Origin of the sequence: Methylorubrum thiocyanatum (assembly GCA_014138645.1) — a bacterium.
GTDB lineage: Bacteria > Pseudomonadota > Alphaproteobacteria > Rhizobiales > Beijerinckiaceae > Methylobacterium > Methylobacterium thiocyanatum.
The window spans coordinates 162675-180758 of record JACJIB010000006.1 but is presented as its reverse complement, the minus strand read 5'-3'; the positions used below and the strand labels follow the sequence as shown (position 1 = coordinate 180758).

Annotated in this window: 14 protein-coding genes; all 14 read left to right on the top strand. The window is 71.7% G+C overall.

Annotation, left to right across the window (positions count from 1 at the left end; all coding sequences use genetic code 11):
• Positions 1-6 precede the first annotated feature (6 nt).
• The 14 genes from HNR51_RS17540 (at position 7) to HNR51_RS17475 (ending at position 18013) form a co-directional block, all read left to right on the top strand.
• Positions 7-1080 (top strand): ABC transporter permease, encoded by a 1074-nt coding sequence (locus HNR51_RS17540; protein ID WP_182555783.1) that lies wholly within the window; start codon positions 7-9, stop codon positions 1078-1080.
• Positions 1077-2024, top strand: a complete 948-nt coding sequence (locus tag HNR51_RS17535; protein ID WP_182555782.1) for an ABC transporter ATP-binding protein — start codon at positions 1077-1079, stop codon at positions 2022-2024. Before HNR51_RS17540 ends, HNR51_RS17535 begins: the two co-directional genes overlap by 4 nt.
• Positions 2021-2809, top strand: a complete 789-nt coding sequence (locus HNR51_RS17530; protein ID WP_182555781.1) for a creatininase family protein — start codon at positions 2021-2023, stop codon at positions 2807-2809. The genes HNR51_RS17535 and HNR51_RS17530 overlap by 4 nt, the downstream gene beginning before the upstream one ends.
• A 1-nt stretch (position 2810) precedes the next feature.
• Positions 2811-4184 (top strand): type III glutamate--ammonia ligase, encoded by a 1374-nt coding sequence (glnT, locus tag HNR51_RS17525; protein ID WP_182555780.1) that lies wholly within the window; start codon positions 2811-2813, stop codon positions 4182-4184.
• An 11-nt stretch (positions 4185-4195) separates the two neighbouring features.
• Positions 4196-4558, top strand: a complete 363-nt coding sequence (locus HNR51_RS17520) for a cupin domain-containing protein (protein ID WP_182555779.1) — start codon at positions 4196-4198, stop codon at positions 4556-4558.
• A 236-nt stretch (positions 4559-4794) separates the two neighbouring features.
• Positions 4795-5607 carry an urea amidolyase associated protein UAAP1 gene (locus HNR51_RS17515; protein WP_182555778.1) on the top strand — a complete coding sequence of 271 codons (813 nt, stop codon included), beginning with the start codon at positions 4795-4797 and terminating at the stop codon, positions 5605-5607.
• A gap of 15 nt (positions 5608-5622) precedes the next feature.
• Positions 5623-6267, top strand: a complete 645-nt coding sequence (locus HNR51_RS17510; RefSeq protein WP_182555777.1) for an urea amidolyase associated protein UAAP2 — start codon at positions 5623-5625, stop codon at positions 6265-6267.
• Complete coding sequence (uca, locus tag HNR51_RS17505) at positions 6260-9799, top strand: urea carboxylase (protein WP_182555776.1); 3540 nt, start codon at positions 6260-6262, stop codon at positions 9797-9799. The genes HNR51_RS17510 and uca overlap by 8 nt, the downstream gene beginning before the upstream one ends.
• Positions 9800-9871: 72 nt before the next feature.
• Positions 9872-10015, top strand: coding sequence for a hypothetical protein (locus HNR51_RS17500; RefSeq protein ID WP_165608619.1), 144 nt, complete (start codon positions 9872-9874; stop codon positions 10013-10015).
• A 100-nt stretch (positions 10016-10115) separates the two neighbouring features.
• A complete protein-coding gene (gene atzF / locus HNR51_RS17495) occupies positions 10116-11927 on the top strand; it encodes an allophanate hydrolase (protein ID WP_182555775.1) in 1812 nt (603 codons plus the stop codon).
• A 383-nt stretch (positions 11928-12310) separates the two neighbouring features.
• Positions 12311-12844, top strand: a complete 534-nt coding sequence (locus HNR51_RS17490) for a TadE/TadG family type IV pilus assembly protein (RefSeq protein WP_012455729.1) — start codon at positions 12311-12313, stop codon at positions 12842-12844.
• Positions 12841-13470, top strand: coding sequence for a TadE/TadG family type IV pilus assembly protein (locus tag HNR51_RS17485; RefSeq protein WP_182555773.1), 630 nt, complete (start codon positions 12841-12843; stop codon positions 13468-13470). Before HNR51_RS17490 ends, HNR51_RS17485 begins: the two co-directional genes overlap by 4 nt.
• A gap of 306 nt (positions 13471-13776) precedes the next feature.
• The gene (locus HNR51_RS17480) at positions 13777-15198 is read left to right on the top strand and encodes a TadE/TadG family type IV pilus assembly protein (protein ID WP_182555772.1); all 1422 of its coding nucleotides are present in this window, start codon (positions 13777-13779) and stop codon (positions 15196-15198) included.
• Positions 15199-15250: 52 nt separating this feature from the next.
• Positions 15251-18013 carry an ATP-binding protein gene (locus tag HNR51_RS17475; protein WP_182555771.1) on the top strand — a complete coding sequence of 921 codons (2763 nt, stop codon included), beginning with the start codon at positions 15251-15253 and terminating at the stop codon, positions 18011-18013.
• The last annotated feature ends 71 nt before the right edge of the window (positions 18014-18084 follow it).

Below are 18084 nucleotides of genomic sequence, written 5' to 3'. Positions count from 1 at the left end.
GAGCCGATGAGCGCCCGGCCGCTTCAGCCCCAGACCGACCGGGACGCCGCTCCGGCGGAGGCGGTCGCCCCGCTCCCGCCGGTGGCGGGGGCCGCCCCCGTCGCCGGGCCGACGCGCCGCCCGCGGGGCCGCTCCTGGATCGGCGTGGCCCGCCCGCTGGCGCCGCGTCGGCGGCTGGCGCTCACCCTGCTCTCCTTCCTGATTCCGCTCGGCCTGTGGGCCGCCGTCTCCTACCTGCCCTTCCTCTGGCATCCGCTGGTCGAGGTGACGGATCCCGGCGACGTGGCCTGGATGGAGCCCGGCATGCGGGTGCCGCGGGCGGCCTTCGCCGAAGAGGTGACGGCGGCCGGCAGTGCCGGCACGGCGGCGCCCGTGGGGCGATCCGCCAACCCGGTCTATCTGCCGGCGCCGCACGAGGTCGCGACCGCCTTCTGGACCGCGCTCACCGCGCCGCCGCCGCAGCGCGACGCGATCTGGCTGCCCGCGAGCCTGTGGCACTCGATCCAGATCATCTTCTGGGGTTTCACCCTCTCCTCCCTGGTCGGCGTGCCGCTGGGCATCCTGTGCGGGGCGCAACCGACGATCGCCCGGCTGACCGAGCCCGTGATCGAGTTCGTGCGCTACCTGCCCGCCCCGGCCTTCGGCGCGCTGATGGTCGCGATCCTCGGGATCTATGACGGGCCCAAGATCGCCATCATCGTCATCGGCACCTTCTTCCAGCAGGTGCTCGTCATCGCCAACACCACGCGCCGGGTCGATCCGCTGCTGGTCGAGGCCGCGCTCACCATGGGCTCGCGCAACCTGCGCCTGATCCGCCGGGTGATCGTGCCCGCCGTGCTGCCGCAGATCTACCGCGACCAGCGCATCCTGCTCGGCTGGGCCTGGACCTACCTGATCGTCGCCGAGCTGATCGGCACCTCGTCGGGCATCACCTTCTTCATCACGCAGCAGGCCCGCTACCAGCATTTCGACAACGTCTACGCGGCGATCCTCGTGATCGGCCTCGTCGGCATCGCCACCGACATCGCCCTGGCGCTGATCGGCCGCCGCCTGTTCCCCTATGCGAGGGCCGAGGCATGAGAGACGGCATGAGCGGCGCGCCCATCCCGCTGCCCGCCGGCACCTGCGACTACCGAACGCAATGCGAGCCCGTGCGCGCCCGCTTCGACCGGCTGAAGGCCCGCGACGTCGCCCTGCGGGTCGAGGGCCTCGGCAAGGTGTTCCGCAATGCCGAGGGCGCCGAGACCGTGGCTTTGCGCGGCATCGATCTCGTCACCCATCGCCGCGAGTTCCTCTGCGTCGTCGGGCCGTCGGGCTGCGGCAAGTCCACCTTCGTGCGCATCCTGGCCGGGCTCGAGACCAAGAGTTCGGGCACCGTCAGCGTCGGCGGCGTGCCGGTCTCCGGGCCGGGTGCCGACCGGGGCATGGTGTTCCAGGGCTACACCCTGTTCCCCTGGCTCACCGTCAAGCGCAACGTTGCCTTCGGCCTGGAGGAGAACGGCGAGTCGCGCCATGTCGCCGAGCGCGAGGCGGCGCAATGGCTCGCCCTGATCGGCCTGGAGCGCTTCGCCGACGCCTACCCGCACCAGCTCTCCGGCGGCATGAAGCAGCGCGTCGCCATCGCCCGCGCGCTCGCCATGCGCCCGCGCATCCTCCTGATGGACGAGCCGTTCTCGGCGCTCGACGCGCAGTCCCGCGCGCGGATGCAGGCCTACCTCATCGAGATCTGGCGCAAGATCGACATCACCATCGTCTTCATCACCCACGACCTCGACGAGGCGGTCTATCTCGCCGACCGCATCCTCGTCCTGAAGGCCCATCCCGGCGAGGTCGAGGAGCTGATCGAGGTGCCGGTGCCCCGACCGCGCCATCCCGGTCAGATGCAGACGCCGGAGTTCCACGCCACCCGCGCCCGGCTCGACGCGCTGATCCATCCCGGCGAGGCCGAGGCCGACGGCCCGACCGATCTCGGCGGCCTCGCCATGGTCACCCGCATGGCGAGCGTGGGGGACGAGGTCGAATGAGCACGCCTCTGCTTTGGTCCGAACGCACCTGGGAGGAGATCCCCGGCGATCTCGGCAGGGCCGCGCAGGCCGTGCTCCTGCCCGTCGGCGCCACCGAGCAGCACGGGCCGCATCTCGGCTGCGGCATGGATTTCGTGCTGGCCGACACCCTGTGCCGGGAGGTCTCGGCCCGCACCGGCGTGCCCATGCTACCCACCCTCCCCTATGGCTGCTCGCTCGGCCATTCGCGGCGCTGGCCGGGCACGATCGCCCTCGATCCGCTCGTGATGACCGATCTCGTCCGGCAGATCGGGGCGCAGGCCTATCACTCGGGCGTGCGCCGCCTGTTCCTCGTCAACGGCCACGTCACCAACGCCGCCCCCCTGCGCTGCGCCCTCGAACTGCTGCGCGCGGCCCACGACGACCTGATGGTCGCGCTCGTCAACACCGCCACGGTCAGCGAGCGGGTGCGCGCGGCCCATTTCGCCGACGCTGACGATTGGCACGCCAACCGGGCCGAGACCGCGCTGATGCAGGCTCTGGCCCCCGCCCTCGTGCGGGAAGGCCGCATCGTCGATGCCGACGATCCCGACCGCACCCAAGACCTCGTCTTCGCCCACCCGGTCAACCGCACCAGCCGCAACGGCGTCACCGGCTCCCCCTCGCAGGCGAGCGCGGCAGAGGGCGCCGAGCTGTTCGCCTGGATGGTCGAGGACCTCACCGCCCTCGTCCGGCGCGGCCTCACCGAGACCCCGCCCCTTCCCCATTCCTACGACGGCCCCGCCGTCCCCATGCCAGGAGCCTGAGATGGGCCACGCAACCGACATCGATCCGAACGTGCGCGCCGTGCAGGAGGATCTGCGCAGCAAAGGCGTGAAATACGTCATCGGCGCCTATGTCGACATCCACGGCGCGCAGAAGGCCAAGGTGGTGCCGATCGACCACCTGCCGCAGATGGCGGCGGGCTCCGAGCGCTACACCGGCTACGCCCTCGACGGCCTGGGCCAAGCCCCGAACGAGGACGAACTCGCCTCGGTCCCGGACCTGTCGCGGGTGATCCCGCTGCCCTGGGAGAGCAAACTCGCCTGGGCGCCGGCGGACCTCACCTTCCAGGGCAAGCCCTACCCGCTCTCGACCCGCGTCGCGCTGAAGAACGTGCTCCAGCAGGCCGAGGCCATGGGGTTCGGCTTCAACCTCGGCATCGAGTGCGAGATCTTCCTGCTACGCCAAGCCGCGGACGGCTCGCTGCACACGCCGGTGGCGGACGATAAACTCGTAAAACCCTGCTACGACGTGCGCGGCTTCGTCGACAACTTCTCCTGGCTCGACAAGGTCGCAACCACGATCAACGATCTCGGCTGGGATCTGTACTCGTTCGACCACGAGGATGCCAACGGACAGTTCGAGTTCGACTTCAACTACGCCGATGCGCTCACGACCTGCGACCGGCTGACCTTCTTCCGCATGATGACCAAGCATTACGCGAAGGAGGAGGGCCTGATCGCGACGATGATGCCCAAGCCCTTCGCCGACCGCACCGGCAACGGCGCGCATTTCAACATGTCGCTCGCCGACCGCGAGACCGGCCGCAACCTGTTCGCCTGCGCCCCCGGCGAGGATCCCCGGGGCTTGGGCCTGACCGAGACCGGCTACCACTTCATCGGCGGCGTGCTGCGCCACGGCCGGGCGCTCTGCGCGGCCTTCGCGCCCACCGTGAACAGCTACAAGCGCCTCGTGCGCCAGGGGGCGATGGCCGGCTTCTCCTGGGCGCCGGTGTTCAACTCCTACGGCTCGAACAACCGCACCAACTCGGTGCGGGTGCCGGCCGGCGGCGGGCGCTGCGAGAGCCGCAACGCGGATGGGGCGGTCAACCCCTATCTCGCCGCCGCCCTGGTACTGGCCGCCGGCCTGGAGGGCGTGCGCGAGCGGATCGATCCGGGCCAGCCCAACGAGGACAACCTCTACGAGCTGAGCGAGGCCGAGCGCCGGGCGCGCGGCATCGGCTTCCTGCCCCAGACCCTGCAGGAGGCGGTCGACGCCTTCGCCGCCGATCCCCTGGTCGAGGCCACCCTCGGCGCGGGCCTGCGCGAAGAGTTCATCCGCACCAAGCGCGAGGAGTGGAACGCCTACCATCTCACGGTGAGCCCGTGGGAGATCGAGCGCTACAGCCACCTGTTCTAGCGGAGAGCGAGATGAAGACCGTCATCGCCTTCGCGAACAGCACCGCCGCGCCGTCCACCTACCGTCCGGCACTGGAGCGGATCCTGGCCGGCGACCCCGTCCAGACCGCCACGCTCCACTTCACCAGCGCGGACGGGCGCTTCTCCGCCGGCACCTGGGCGGCGGAGCGGGGGACGTGGCGGGTCGTCTTCACCGAGAGCGAGTTCTGCCACCTGCTCGAAGGGGTGATCGTCGTCACCGACGAGGCCGGCACGCGGACCACCTTCCGGGCCGGCGACGCCTTCGTCTCGCCCGCCGGCTTCACCGGCACCTGGGAGATCGTCGAGCCGGCCCGCAAGCTCTTCGCCTTCTACGAGGTGCCCGCGGACCCATGACCCCATCCCACCCCCAACCCTCATCCTGAGGTGCGGAGCCGGAGGCCTCGAAGGAGGGCTCCAGGGATCGCGAGCGCACTGGAGCCCTCCTTCGAGGCCTCCGCTTCGCTCCGGCACCTCAGGATGAGGGGATGGGTGGGACGCGGGATCATCGAGACAAAACAGCCTGCCGGGACGGCCCGGCCGCGACAGGGCGCTTCGACCGGGACGACCCGGCCCCCATCGGAGACACGACCATGTCGGACGACGCGAGCGCGATTGCGGAAAACCGCCGCCGCTACGAGGAACTGAAGCGGGCGGGCCAGGGCCATGCCCCGCGTGCCCTGCCGGGCCCAAGCCCCCGCGGCGGCGTGCCGCTCGACGCGGCCGCGATCCTCCACCGCGAGACGATCCCCGGCGGCTGGTACTGGACCACCGCGCTGAAAGCCGGCGAGGCCCTGCGCCTCAGCCTCGATCACGGCCCGTCGAGCGTCGCGCTGGTGGCGTGGTCGGCCGCCGATCCGAGCGAGCGGCTGAACTATGCCGACACCGTGAAGGTGCAGTGGACGGCCGCCCTGCGCAAAGGCCGGGTGCTGTTCTCCGACATGGGCCGGGTGATGTTTTCGCTGATCGAGGATTCCTGCGGGAGCCACGACGCGCTCGTCGGCGGCTCCAATGCCGCCTCGAACGCGGCGCGCTATGCCGGCGGTCCGCATCGCAACACCCGCGACAACCTCGTGCTGGCCGCCCTCAAGACCGGGCTCGACCGGCGCGACATCCCCGCCTGCATCAGCTTCTTCGCCCCCGTCGTCGTCGGGCCGGAGGGCCGGCTCGGGTGGAACGCATCCGGCCGCGCCCTGGGCGACTTCGTGGACCTGCGCGCCGAGATGGACCTGATCGTCGCCCTCTCGAACTGCCCCCACCCCCTTGATCCGACGCCCGACTACGCGCCGAACCCGGTCGCGGTCACCCGCTTCCGGGCGCCTGCCCCGGCGGCGGACGACCTCTGCCGCACCGCCACGATCGAGGCCGTGCGCGGCTTCGAGAACAACGCCGCCGCCGGCTTCTGAGGGGAGGCAAGACCGATGACCGACACCGTGACCACGCTCTTCGATCATGTCGTTCTGGATCAGGTCGTGCCCGCCCAGGCGCCGTTCTCCACCCTCGTGCGGGCCGGCCAGATCATCCGCATCGAGGATTTGGAGGGCTGCCAAGCCGTCGACACCCTGTTCTACCGGGCCGACGACCTGGGCGAGCGCTATTCCTCGCAGGACACCGTGCGCGCGCAGGGCGCGGCCTACGTCACCACCGGCACGCGGGTGATGTCGAACGAGGGCCGGGTGATGCTCACCGTCACCGCCGATTCCTGCGGGCGCCACGACACCTCGGCCGGAGCCTGCTCCTGCGAGAGCAACACCGTCCGCTTCGGCCACGCCACCAAGTATCTCCACGCCTGCCGCGAGAACTTCGCGCTGGAAGTGGCGAAGTACGGCCTGTCGAAGCGCGACATCGTGCCGAACATCAACTTCTTCATGAACGTGCCGATCGAGCAGGATGGCGGGCTCGCCATCGTCGACGGCGTGTCGTCGCCCGGCGATTACGTCGAGCTCCGGGCCGAGATGGACGTGATCTGCGTGATCTCGAACTGCCCGCAGATCAACAACCCCTGCAACGGCTTCAACCCCACGCCGATCCGCGTGACGGTGCGCGAGGGTTCGGCCGATGTTTGAGAAGGTTCTGGTCGCCAATCGCGGTGAGATCGCCGCCCGCGTCGTGCGCACGCTCAAGCGCATGGGAATACCCTCGGTCGCCGTCTATTCGGATGCCGACCGCTTCACGCCGGGCGTGCTCGCCGCCGACGAGGCGGTGCGCCTCGGGCCGGCGCCGGCCGCGCAGAGCTATCTCGACGTCGAGGCGGTGATCGCCGCCTGCCGGGCGACGGGGGCGCAGGCCGTTCATCCCGGCTACGGCTTCCTGTCGGAGAATGTCGGCTTTGCCGAGCGGCTGGCGGCGGAAGGCATCCGCTTCATCGGCCCGCGTCCGGAGCATCTGCGCGCCTTCGGCCTCAAGCACACCGCCCGCGATCTCGCGAAAGTCAGCGGCGTGCCGCTTCTGCCCGGCACCGACCTGCTGCCCGATGTCGAGACCGCGCTGAGGGCGGCCGAGGCCATCGGCTATCCCGTCATGCTCAAGAGCACGGCGGGCGGCGGCGGCATCGGGATGCAGCTCTGCCATTCGGCGGAAGAACTGGCCGAGCGCTTCGCCGCGGTCGAGCGCACGGCCCGCGCCAGCTTCGGCGATGCCCGCGTCTATCTCGAACGCTTCGTGGCGCAGGCCCGCCATGTCGAGGTGCAGATCTTCGGTGACGGGCGGGGCCGCGTCGTGGCGCTCGGCGAGCGCGACTGCTCGCTCCAGCGCCGGAACCAGAAGGTGATCGAGGAGACGCCGGCCCCCGGCCTCTCCGAGCCGGTGCGCGCCCGCCTCCACGCGGCGGCGGTGGCGCTGGGCGAGAGCGTCGCCTACGCGTCGGCCGGCACGGTCGAGTTCATCTACGATCCGCAGCGCGAGGACTTCTCGTTCCTCGAAGTGAACACGCGGCTTCAGGTCGAGCATCCGGTGACGGAGGCCGTGTTCGGCATCGATCTCGTCGAGTGGATGGTGCGGCAAGCCGCGGGCGAGGACCCGATCGGCGCGGCTGGGCCGCTCGTGCCGCGGGGTGCGGCGATCGAGGCGCGGCTCTACGCCGAGATCCCGCACGCCAACTTCGCCCCGAGCGCCGGCCTGCTCACCGAGGTGCGCTTTTCGGAGTCCGCCCGCATCGACGGCTGGATCAGTGCGGGCACCGAGGTCACGCCGTTCTACGACCCGATGCTCGCCAAGATCATCGTCACCGGCGCCGACCGGCCGGCGGCGATCGCGGCCCTCCGGGAGGCGCTCGGCGACACTGCCGTCTCCGGGATCGAGACGAATCTCGACTACCTGCGCACCATCGCCGCCTCCGATCTCTTCGCCAGCGGCCGGGTCGCGACGACGGCCTTGCGCGACCTCGAATACCACCCGCGCAGCATCGAGGTTCTGCTGCCCGGCCCGCAATCGAGCCTGCAGGAACTGCCCGGCCGCCTCGGCCTGTGGGAGGTCGGCGTGCCCCCGAGCGGGCCGATGGATGCGCGTTCCTTCCGCACCGCCAATGCGCTCGTCGGCAACGGGCCGGACACCTGCGCCCTCGAACTCACCGTCTCCGGCCCGACGCTGCGCTTCCACGCGGACGCTCGGATCGCGCTGGCCGGCGCCGCGATGCGGCTCACCCTCGATGGCGAGGCGCGCCCGCACGGGGAAGCCTTTTCGGTGACAGCGGGCCAGACGCTGACCGTCGGCGCGATCGAGGGGCCGGGCCAGCGCGCCTATCTGGCCCTGCGCGGCGGTTTCGCGGCGCCCGTGGTGCTCGGCTCGCGGGCGACCTTCGCGCTCGGCGCCTTCGGCGGCCACGCCACGGGCGTGCTGAAGGCCGGCGACGTGCTCCATCTCGGCGACGCGCCCGAGGTCGCGGCCGCCTCGCCCGAGCCCGCACCGCTGACCCAGGACTGGGCGATCGGCGTCGTCTACGGCCCGCACGGCGCGCCCGACTTCTTCCAGGAGGCCGACATCGCCGACCTGTTCGCGGCGTCCTACGAGGTGCACTTCAACTCGGCCCGCACCGGCGTGCGCCTGATCGGCCCGACCCCGCGCTGGGCCCGCACCGACGGCGGCGAGGCGGGCTTGCATCCCTCCAACCTGCACGACAACGCCTACGCCGTCGGCGCCATCGACTTCACCGGCGACATGCCGATCCTGCTCGGCCCGGACGGCCCGAGTCTCGGCGGCTTCGTCTGCCCGGCGGTGATCGCCCGCGATGAACTCTGGAAGATGGGCCAGCTCCGGCCCGGCGACCGCGTGCGGTTCCATCCCGTGGCCCGCCCGGAGGACGCGGCCCTCGCGCCGGCCGCCCCCGCCGTGATCGGCGGCGCAGGGATGGCCGCTGGCTCCCCGATCCTCGCCCGCGACGAGACCGGGCCGGTCCCCGTCGCCTATCGCCGCCAGGGCGACGACAACCTCCTCGTCGAGTACGGCCCGATGGCTCTCGATATCGGGTTGCGGCTGCGGGTCCATCTGCTCGCCGAGGCGGTGCGAAGCGCCCGCCTGCCGGGGCTGATCGATCTGACGCCGGGCATCCGCTCGCTGCAGATCCATTACGACGGCGCGTCGCTGCCGCGCCCCCGCCTCCTCGGGCTCTTGCGCGAGATCGAGGCCGGTCTGCCGGCCGCCGAGGATGTCAGCGTCCCGAGCCGCACCGTCCACCTGCCGCTGTCGTGGAACGACCCGCAGGCGGAGCTCGCGATGCGCAAGTATCAGGAACTGGTGCGCCCCAACGCACCCTGGTGCCCCTCGAACATCGAGTTCATCCGCCGCATCAACGGCCTGCCCGACGAGGCGGCGGTGCGCGACATCATCTTCGACGCCGAATACCTCGTGATGGGATTGGGCGACGTCTATCTCGGCGCGCCGGTGGCGACCCCGGTCGATCCGCGCCACCGCCTCGTGACGACCAAGTACAACCCCGCCCGCACTTGGACGCCGGAGAACGCGGTCGGCATCGGCGGCGCCTATATGTGCATCTACGGCATGGAGGGGCCGGGCGGCTACCAGCTCTTCGGGCGCACGATCCAGATCTGGAACACGTGGCGCACGACCCGCGAATTCGTGCCCGGCCATCCGTGGCTGCTACGGCCCTTCGATCGCATCCGCTTCGTCCCCGTTTCGCACGACGAACTCACCGAGGCGCGTGCCGCCTTCCCCCACGGGGCCTATCCGGTGCGGATCGAGGAGGGCACCTTCTCCTACGCCGCGCACCGGGCGAGGCTCGCGGACAACGCCGCTGAGATCGACGCGGCCCGTGCCCGCCAGCAGGCGGCCTTCACCGCCGAGCGCGAGCGCTGGAAGGCGGAGGGGCTCGACAGCTTCGTCGCCGACGAGGCTCTGGCCGAGGAAGCCGCCGCGATCCCGCCGGGCTGCGAGGGCGTGCCGACGACGGTGCCGGGCAATGTCTGGAAAGTCCTCGTCGGCGCGGGCGAGGTCGTGGCCGCCGGCCAGACGGTGGCGATCCTCGAATCGATGAAGATGGAAGTGGCCGTCACCGCCCCCGTCGGCGGCCGGGTCCGCGAGATCCGAGCCCAGCCCGGCCGCACCCTGCGCGGCGGCGACCTCGTCGCCATCCTCGAACTCTGAGGCCGGGACGGATCTTGCAAGGGCCATCTGCAAGGCCCGTCGGCCCGCACCCCGCCCCACCGGAGACGGCCCATGATGCAGCGGATCCAACGCGTCCTCGCCTCGGTCGCCAGCCTGATCGCCCTGGGCCTCCAGGCCCGGGCGGCCGGGCGGCTGCCGGACGCTGATCGAACCCGCGTTCAAGCCCGCATCCGGGCCGGCGAGAGGCCGCGATAGGCCAAAGCCGGCCCAAAACCCCTTCGAACAGAACCCCTTCGAATTCTGGGCGCCGTGCCGCCGGCTCGCCGCTCCGCCCTGTCACGGACTGAGAACGCACATGACGGTCCCCGCCTTCCCGAGCGTCAGCGCGCTCCATGCCGCCTACGCCGCCGGCCTCTCGCCCGAGGCGGTGGTGGCCGAGACCTACCGCCGGATCGCGGCGGCCGACGATCCCGGCATCTTCCTCGCGCTGGTCCCCGAGGCGGAGCTGCGGGCGGCCGCCCGCGCCCTCGGGTCCTTCGACCCGGAGACGAAGCCGCTCTGGGGCGTGCCCTTCGCGGTGAAGGACAATGTCGACGTCGCCGGGCTTCCCACCACCGCGGCCTGCCCGGACTTCGCCTTCACGCCGCAGGCGAGCGCTCCGGCGGTGGAGCGCCTGCTCGCGGCCGGCGCCCTGCTCATCGGCAAGACCAATCTCGATCAGTTCGCCACCGGGCTCGTCGGGGTGCGCACGCCCTATCCCGTCCCGCGCAACGCCATCGATCCGGCCGTCGTGCCGGGCGGCTCCTCCTCCGGCTCGGCGGTGGCGGTGGCACGCGGCCTCGTCGGCTTCAGCCTCGGCACCGACACGGCGGGCTCGGGCCGGGTTCCGGCCGGCCTCAACAACATCGTGGGATTGAAACCCTCCCTCGGCAGCGTCTCGAGCCGCGGTGTGGTCCCCGCCTGCCGCACCCTCGACACTCTCTCCGTCTTCGCCGGCACCGTAGCGGAGGCCGATGCGGTCTATCGGGTCATGGCCGGCTACGATGCGGAGGACCCGTATTCGCGGTCCCTGCCGCTGCCGCCCCGTCCCGGCGCCCTGCCGCCGGGCCTGCGGGTCGGCGTGCCGGACGCGGCCGGCCGGATTTTCGGCGGGGATCCCCAATCGGAGAGTGCCTTCGACGCGTCGCTGGCCGATCTCCGGGCGGTGCTCGGCGGTGAGGCGACGGCGATCGATCTCGCGCCCTTCTTCGCCGTGGCGCAGCTCCTCTATGCCGGCCCCTGGGTGGCCGAGCGCTATCAGGCGATCCGCGGCTTCATCGAGGCAAGGCCCGATTCCCTCCACCCGACCACGCGGGCGATCATCGGCGCGGCGAACGCCCACTCGGCGGCGGATGCCTTCGCCGGCCTCTACCGACTGGCCGAGCTGCGCCGCGCGACGGAAGCGGTCTGGCAGGGGATCGACGTGCTGGTGGTCCCGACCTATCCGCGCCCGCGCCGGGTGGCGGAGCTCGACGCCGACCCGATCGGCCCCAACAGCGAACTCGGCACCTACACCAACTTCGTGAACCTGCTCGACCTCTGCGCGCTGGCGGTGCCGGGGCGCCCCCGCGCCGACGGCTTCCCCTCGGGCGTGACGCTGATCGCCCCGCGCGGGGCGGACGGGCTCATCGCCGAACTCGGCGCCCGCCTCCACGCGGCGGCCGGCGCCACTCTCGGGGCGAGCGGCGTGGCCGTTCCGGCGGAGGCGACGCCGCGCGCGGACCGCGCCGGGGCCGGCGAGATCGAGATCGCCGTCGTCGGGGCGCATCTCTCCGGCCTGCCGCTGAACGGCGAGCTGACGGGGCGCGGCGCCCGCTTCCTGCGCGCCGTCGCGACGCGGCCGGACTACCGCCTGCACGCCCTCCCCGGCGGCCCCCCGGCGCGGCCCGGCCTGATCCGGGTCGACCCCGGCGCCGGCGGCGCCATCGCTACCGAGGTCTGGGCCCTGCCGCCGGCGGGTTTCGGCAGCTTCGTGGCCGGCGTGCCGTCGCCGCTGGCGATCGGGACGCTGGCGCTCGCCGACGGCACGAGCCCGAAGGGGTTTCTGGTGGAGGCGGCGGGCCTCGCCGGGGCCCGCGACATCACCGCGTTCGGCGGCTGGCGTCGGTACCTGAGTGAGGTGCCATAGCCGCGGAGCGCGCCGGATCCTCTGCGCCGCCGCAAGATCGACGACCGCACCGACGACCGCAACGGGAGCCCTCTGCGGCTGCCCCGCGGCGGAACCAGCCGTCGCTTGTCTTGCGAAGGCGATGCCCTCCGGAGGGCGGTCGCCCGAAGCGCCCGCGGATGCGCCGGGCGCGTCCGTCCTTTGTTCATGCGCAATCTTCCCGGCCCGATTCACGGAGTGGAAAGGCGACGCGTCTAGCGTCGGCAAACAGTCGCGGATCGCGTCGAAATAAGTCCTGGCGGTGTCGAGGCCGTGCAGAGGCGGTATCAACGAAGTCGAACCCCTTGAACGTCTCTCGGCTGATCCGGCATCTTCGACATCGCGCGGTTCCCGAGAGCCTGAACCTGCGGTTCGTCCGCGACGTCAGCGGCATCGCGGCGGTCGAACTCTCCCTCGTCCTCTTGCCGCTCGCGGTCCTGATGCTGGTGATCATCGAGGCGTCGTTCCTCGTTCTCACCCAGCACCAGCTCGACCTCGCGGTCGAGCGGACGGCGCGCCTCGTGCGCACCGGTGCGTTCCAGCAGGAGGCGAACGGCGCCGACCTGTCGGGATATCTGCGCGGCCTGCTCTGCGGCAGCGGTGTCCGGCTCTATCGCTGCGACGCGTTGCGGTTCGACCTCGTGCGCACCGCCACCTTCGCCGTCAAGCAGATCGCCCCGGCCTACGATGCCAGCCGCGGCGACTGGGCGGCCGGCTTCGGCACGCAGCTGAGCTGTCCGTCCGGCGGCAGCGTCCACGTCCTGCGGGTCGCCGTGCCCGTGATGCGGCCCTTCCGCTTCCTCGATTTCACCGGCCAGCGCATGCCCGGCGGCCAGCAGCTCCTCACGGCGACGGCCGTCTTCCGCACGGAAGGGTATGCGGACATGCCGTGCGCATGACGCCGCGGGAACGCCTCCGGGCCCTGCGGCGGGCCGTCGGGCTGCCCCGGCCGCTCAGGCGAGCCCTCGACCGCCTCTCTCGCTGTGAGGGGGGCGTGAGCGCCATCGAGTTCGCCTTCGTCGCGCCGGTCCTCGTGCTCCTGCTCGTCGCCGCGATCGAGATCCCCCGGGCGATCGCCACGAACAGCCGCCTCACCCAGGCCACGATCGCGATGGCCGACCTCGCCTCCAAGAACGATTACGGCGATCTCAGCGACGTGGTCGCGGCGGCCCAGGTCGTGGCCGCGCCCTACAGCCTGTCCGGCCTCGGTGTCGTCCTGACCGCGGGGGGCGTGTACCGCGTCGGCAACGACGTCGTGGCCCGGGTCTGCTCCAGCGTCCAGCAGGCCGCCGAGGCCCGCGCCGTCGGGTCCGATATCGGGCCGCCGCCGGCGGGGACGGCCTCGAAGGGAGACCGCTTCGTGATGGCCGAGACGCGGCTGTCCTACCGGCCGCTGTTCTCCTTCTTCCCGTTTCTCAACAATCTCATCTTCACCAGCAGGGCCGCGTGGCCGGTCCGCGAGGGCACCGCGACGAACGGGCAGGTCGAGGTGGTGCTGCCGGGCGGAAAGCCCTGTCCGCCCTGATCCGCGCGGCGTCGCCCGAACCGGCCGTTCGCCCGACCCCCGAGCAGATTTCCGTGCATAGTTCGATGACGTGCGGACCAGTTCGCCGCATGCAAGCGCGTCGGGACAAGTCTTGCGAGTGTTCGGGCCGGTGCTATCAGGTCGAAAACGGCTTCCATCTTTCCTATAGGTTGCAGGAGGCCCCTGTCAGCGTGAATCCTGCGTAAATTGTACGCGCGCTGAGCCGACTTCTGTCGCTATGTCCTATTAACTCGGGAGAATTACGCAGGAGGACGGGAGACGGCCGGCAACAGGGCAAAAGTCACGATGGTGGCGGGTGGGGCGAAGGGAGCACGTCAGCGCGGGATCGGGTGGAACCGGGCCTGGGCGCGCCTGCGCCACGAGAGCGACGGCGCGGTGGCGGTGATCTTCGGATTGGCGGCCTCCACCCTGATCGGTCTGGTCGGCGGTGGGATCGAGTACGCGCGGGTCCTCTCCGCCCGCACGCAGCTCCAGAGCGCGGTCGATGCCGGCGTGATGGCCGGCGGCAACGCCCTCAAGCTGGTGGTGTCGAGCACCGATTCCATCGTCGGGCTGACGACCCAGACGATCCAGACCGAAGCGAAGGCCCCCGCCGACGTGCCGGTCACTGTCCAGGTCACCGTCGCCCCCGACAAGACGAGCGTCGAGGCACGCGCCGAGCAGGTCATCAAGCTCACCTTCGGCGCCTTCGTCGGCATGGCGTCGATGCCGATCTCGGCGCGGGCGAAGGCGAGCGTCGTCGGCCGGATGCGCCTGTGCATGCTGGCGCTCGATCCCGCCGCCGCCGGGGCGTTCAACATGGAACGCAACGCCCAGGTCACCGCCTACGACTGCGCCCTCTACTCGAATTCCAGCAGCATCTCGGGAATGGTCGGCCGCGACGGCGCGCTGGCCCGGGCGCAGACGATCTGCTCCGCGGGCGGCTTTAAGGACGATCGCGCGAACTTCACGCCCCAACCGCAGACCGGCTGCCCGGTCATCCAGGATCCGCTCCGGAACCGGCCGGCCCCGGCGTCCGGGAACTGCCTGATCCTTCCCGAGATCCTCCGCCTCGCCGACGTCCTGACGGGCAAGAGCAAGGGCACGAACGTCGTCGCGGCGTCCGTCACCCTCGATCCCGGCACCTATTGCGGCGGACTGCACGTCACCAAGGATGCCGTCGTCACCCTGCGGCCGGGCATCTACGTGATGAAGGACGGCCCGCTGATCGTCGACAAGAGGGCGACGATGATCGGGCGGGACGTCGGCTTCTACTTCAGCGGCAACAACAGCGGGCTTCTCTTCGACAAGCGGACGACCATCGACCTGTCGGCGCCGACGACCGGCGTGATGGCGGGGCTGCTGATGGCCGAAGACCCTTCCGTCACCCTGCCGATCGATCCGGTGCTGGCCGTCGATACCCTGCTCGGCGACGTGATCAAGCCGACGCCGCCCCCGCTCAACGTCAGCAAGCCGATGCGGATCTACCGCATCATCAGCGACAACGCCCGGACGATGCTCGGCACCATCTACCTGCCGGCCGGCCGCCTCGTGATCGATTCGAGCCGGCCCGTGGCGGACCTGTCCGCCTACACCGTCGTCGTGGCCCAGCAGATCAACCTCTACGAGGGGCCCAACCTCTTCCTCAACGCGGATTACAACCGCTCGAGCGTTCCGCTTCCGCAGGGAGTCGGCCCGATCTCGGGGCGGCTCGTCATCAGCCAGTAACCATCGCGATCCGTGCCGGAGCACCGATCCGCCCGACCGCGAGACAGATCCCGTGCGCGTCCCCTTCCCGAACCCGATCCGCTCCCTGTCCGGGCGGCTGGCCCTGGCGGTGGCGGGCGCCGTGGCGCTTGCCCTGCTCCTTCTCACCGGCCTCTCGACGTGGCGCGAGGTCGAGCGCTACGCCGCGGCCAAGCGCGAACTCCTGCGCATGACCGCGCAGATCCTGGCCGCGAGCGCCGCGCAGGCCACGGCGCAGGGGGACGAGAGCGCCGCGCAGAGCAGCCTGCGGGCGATCGCCCACGGGCAGGCCCTGGTCTACGCCGCGGTCGAGCGGGGCGACGGGCAGATCCTTGCCGAGCAGGGCATCGGGCTGCGCCTCGCCAACGACATCGATCTCGATCAGGGCTCCGTCTCGCCGCTGGCGCTCATGACGACGCGGACGCTGCGCGTCTCGGTCCCGATCCTGGAGAATGCCCGCCCCATCGGCCGCGTCGTCCTGGTCTCGGACAACCGCGACCTGGCCGGGCGCATCGCGGAGGTCGGCCTGACGGCGGCGCTGGCCGGGATGCTCGCCCTGGCGCTCGGGCTCGCCGTGTCGATGGGGCTGCAGCGCGGCGTCACCCGGCCGCTGGCCGCCCTGGCCCGGACCATGGACGGGGTGCGCCTCGGCCACGACTACACGAAGCGCGCCGAGGCGGCCGGCAGCCGCGAGGTCGGGGCACTGGCCGCGAGCTTCAACGACCTGCTGCAGGCCGTGAACGAGCGCGACCGGGCGATCGCCCGCCACAATGCCGGCCTGGAGGAGGAGATCCGGCTGCGGACCCACGACCTGATCGAGGCCAAGCAGTCCGCCGACGAGGCCAATGCGGCCAAGTCCGTCTTCCTCGCGACCATGAGCCACGAGATCCGCACGCCGATGAACGGCATGCTGGTGATGGCCGAACTCCTCGCCTCGGCCGAGCTGCCGCCGCGCCAGCAGCGCTACGCCCAGGTCATCGCGCGCTCCGGCCAGTCGCTGCTCGCCATCATCAACGACATCCTCGATTTCGCGAAGGTGGAATCCGGCCGCCTTGAGGTGGAGCGGATCCCGCTGAGCCCCCGCGACGTCGCCGACACCGTCGTCACCCTGTTCGCCGAGCGCGCGGCATCAGCGGGGCTCGACCTCGCGGCGCAGATCGATGGGGACGTGCCCCGCTTCCTCCTCGGCGATCCGGTGCGGCTCGGTCAGGTGCTCGGCAATTTCGTCTCGAACGCCCTGAAATTCACCGCCGCCGGCCATGTCCTGGTGCGGATGACGATGGAGGCCTCGGCCTCCGGGCCGGTCCTGTGCATCGCCGTCTCCGATACCGGCATCGGCATTCCGGAGGACCGGCTCGCCGGGATCTTCACCGCCTTCACCCAGGCCGACCAGTCGATCGCCCGCCGGTTCGGCGGCACCGGGCTCGGGCTGTCGATCGCCGAGCGTCTGATCGCGGCGATGGGCGGGCGCGTCGGCGTCGAGAGCCGCCTCGGCGAGGGGTCGACCTTCTGGGCGCGCATCCCCGCGGACGGCGCGGATCCCGCCGCGCCGCCGGTCCGCCGCGCGCCCGCGGTCTCCGCCGCGATCCGCTTCGACGCGGTCGGCGGGGCGACGCGGATCGCGCTTGCCGCCGATCTCGAGGCCGCGGGCTTCCGTCCCGTGGAAGCCGGGGACGGACACTGGTTCATCGACGCCGCCGCCCTGTCGGCGAGCGGCCGCCGTCCGGAGGGCGCGGGCCGCGTCGTCGCCCTGGTGCCGCTCGGCGACGCCTCGGGAACCGGGCTGCTGCGCGCCGGCCTCGCCGACGCCGTCCTGCGCCGGCCTCTCACGCAGGCCGAGTGGCGCCCGCTCCTCGCGGCCCTGGCCGAGGGCGTGCCGCTCTCCGTCGAAGTCCAGGCCGAAACCTCCGGCGCGGGGGACGGCACGGTCGCGTCCCTGCCCTCCTTCGCCGGGGCGCGGGTGCTCCTGGCCGACGACAGCGCCGTCAACCGCGAAGTGGCGTCCGAGGCGCTCGGCCGCTTCGGCGTGCGCGACATCGTCTGTGTCGAGGACGGCCAAGCCGCCGTTGAGGCCGCCGCCGCGGCCCGCTTCGACCTCGTCCTGATGGATGGCAGCATGCCCGTGCTGGACGGGTTCAGTGCAACCGCCGCCATCCGCGCCCGCGAGGCGCGCGACGGCGCCGGGCGCGTGCCGATCGTCGCCCTCACCGCCCACGTCGTCGGCGAGGGGGCCGATTCCTGGCGGCCGGCCGGCATGGACGGCATGCTCGCCAAGCCGTTCACCCTGGCCCAGCTCGGGGCCGTGCTGGCGCAGCATCTGCCGGCAGCCGGCGGCTACGCCACGCAGACCGTGCCGTCGCAGAGGCCGGCGGCGCAGGCTTCGGAAGACGCCCTGCTCGACGAGCCGACGCTCGCCAATCTCGAGGAACTCGGCGACCGGGACTTCCTGGCGCGCATCCTCCGGCTCTACGTCGCCCAGGCGCCGCAGGCCCTCACGGAGCTGGACGCCGCCCTCGCCAGCGGCGATGCCCTGGCCCTGTCCCGCGCCGCCCACAGCCTCAAGTCGATGAGCGCCAATATCGGGGCGGTGCAGCTCAAGGACCGGGTGGGCGCGATCGAGCGGGCGGCGCGCGACGGCCATCCGGCCGGTGGCCTGGCCTCCCTCGCCGACGCGGTGTCCGGCCTGAGCCCCCTGCTCGTCCGCACGCTGGACGCGCTCCGTCTCCGCCTGGGGATGCCCGATGAGGACGCGCAAGGCGGCGAGGCAACGACCGGTGGCCGGCGCGCGGTCGGCTGAGGCGCTTGGCTCGTCGATCCGGCGGGCGCCGGTTCAGACCGGACGCCCGCTGCCCCGCATGCGCGGGGGTG

Excerpts from the sequence above, each read along its gene's own strand:
- HNR51_RS17510 (WP_182555777.1), top strand. The coding sequence starts at position 5,623 with ATGACCGACACCGTGACCACGCTCTTCGATCATGTCGTTCTGGATCAG.
- HNR51_RS17540 (WP_182555783.1), top strand. The coding sequence starts at position 7 with ATGAGCGCCCGGCCGCTTCAGCCCCAGACCGACCGGGACGCCGCTCCG.
- atzF (WP_182555775.1), top strand. The coding sequence starts at position 10,116 with ATGACGGTCCCCGCCTTCCCGAGCGTCAGCGCGCTCCATGCCGCCTAC.
- HNR51_RS17515 (WP_182555778.1), top strand. The coding sequence starts at position 4,795 with ATGTCGGACGACGCGAGCGCGATTGCGGAAAACCGCCGCCGCTACGAG.
- HNR51_RS17535 (WP_182555782.1), top strand. The coding sequence starts at position 1,077 with ATGAGAGACGGCATGAGCGGCGCGCCCATCCCGCTGCCCGCCGGCACC.
- HNR51_RS17480 (WP_182555772.1), top strand. The coding sequence starts at position 13,777 with ATGGTGGCGGGTGGGGCGAAGGGAGCACGTCAGCGCGGGATCGGGTGG.
- HNR51_RS17485 (WP_182555773.1), top strand. The coding sequence starts at position 12,841 with ATGACGCCGCGGGAACGCCTCCGGGCCCTGCGGCGGGCCGTCGGGCTG.
- HNR51_RS17500 (WP_165608619.1), top strand. The coding sequence starts at position 9,872 with ATGATGCAGCGGATCCAACGCGTCCTCGCCTCGGTCGCCAGCCTGATC.
- glnT (WP_182555780.1), top strand. The coding sequence starts at position 2,811 with ATGGGCCACGCAACCGACATCGATCCGAACGTGCGCGCCGTGCAGGAG.
- HNR51_RS17530 (WP_182555781.1), top strand. The coding sequence starts at position 2,021 with ATGAGCACGCCTCTGCTTTGGTCCGAACGCACCTGGGAGGAGATCCCC.
- uca (WP_182555776.1), top strand. The coding sequence starts at position 6,260 with ATGTTTGAGAAGGTTCTGGTCGCCAATCGCGGTGAGATCGCCGCCCGC.
- HNR51_RS17520 (WP_182555779.1), top strand. The coding sequence starts at position 4,196 with ATGAAGACCGTCATCGCCTTCGCGAACAGCACCGCCGCGCCGTCCACC.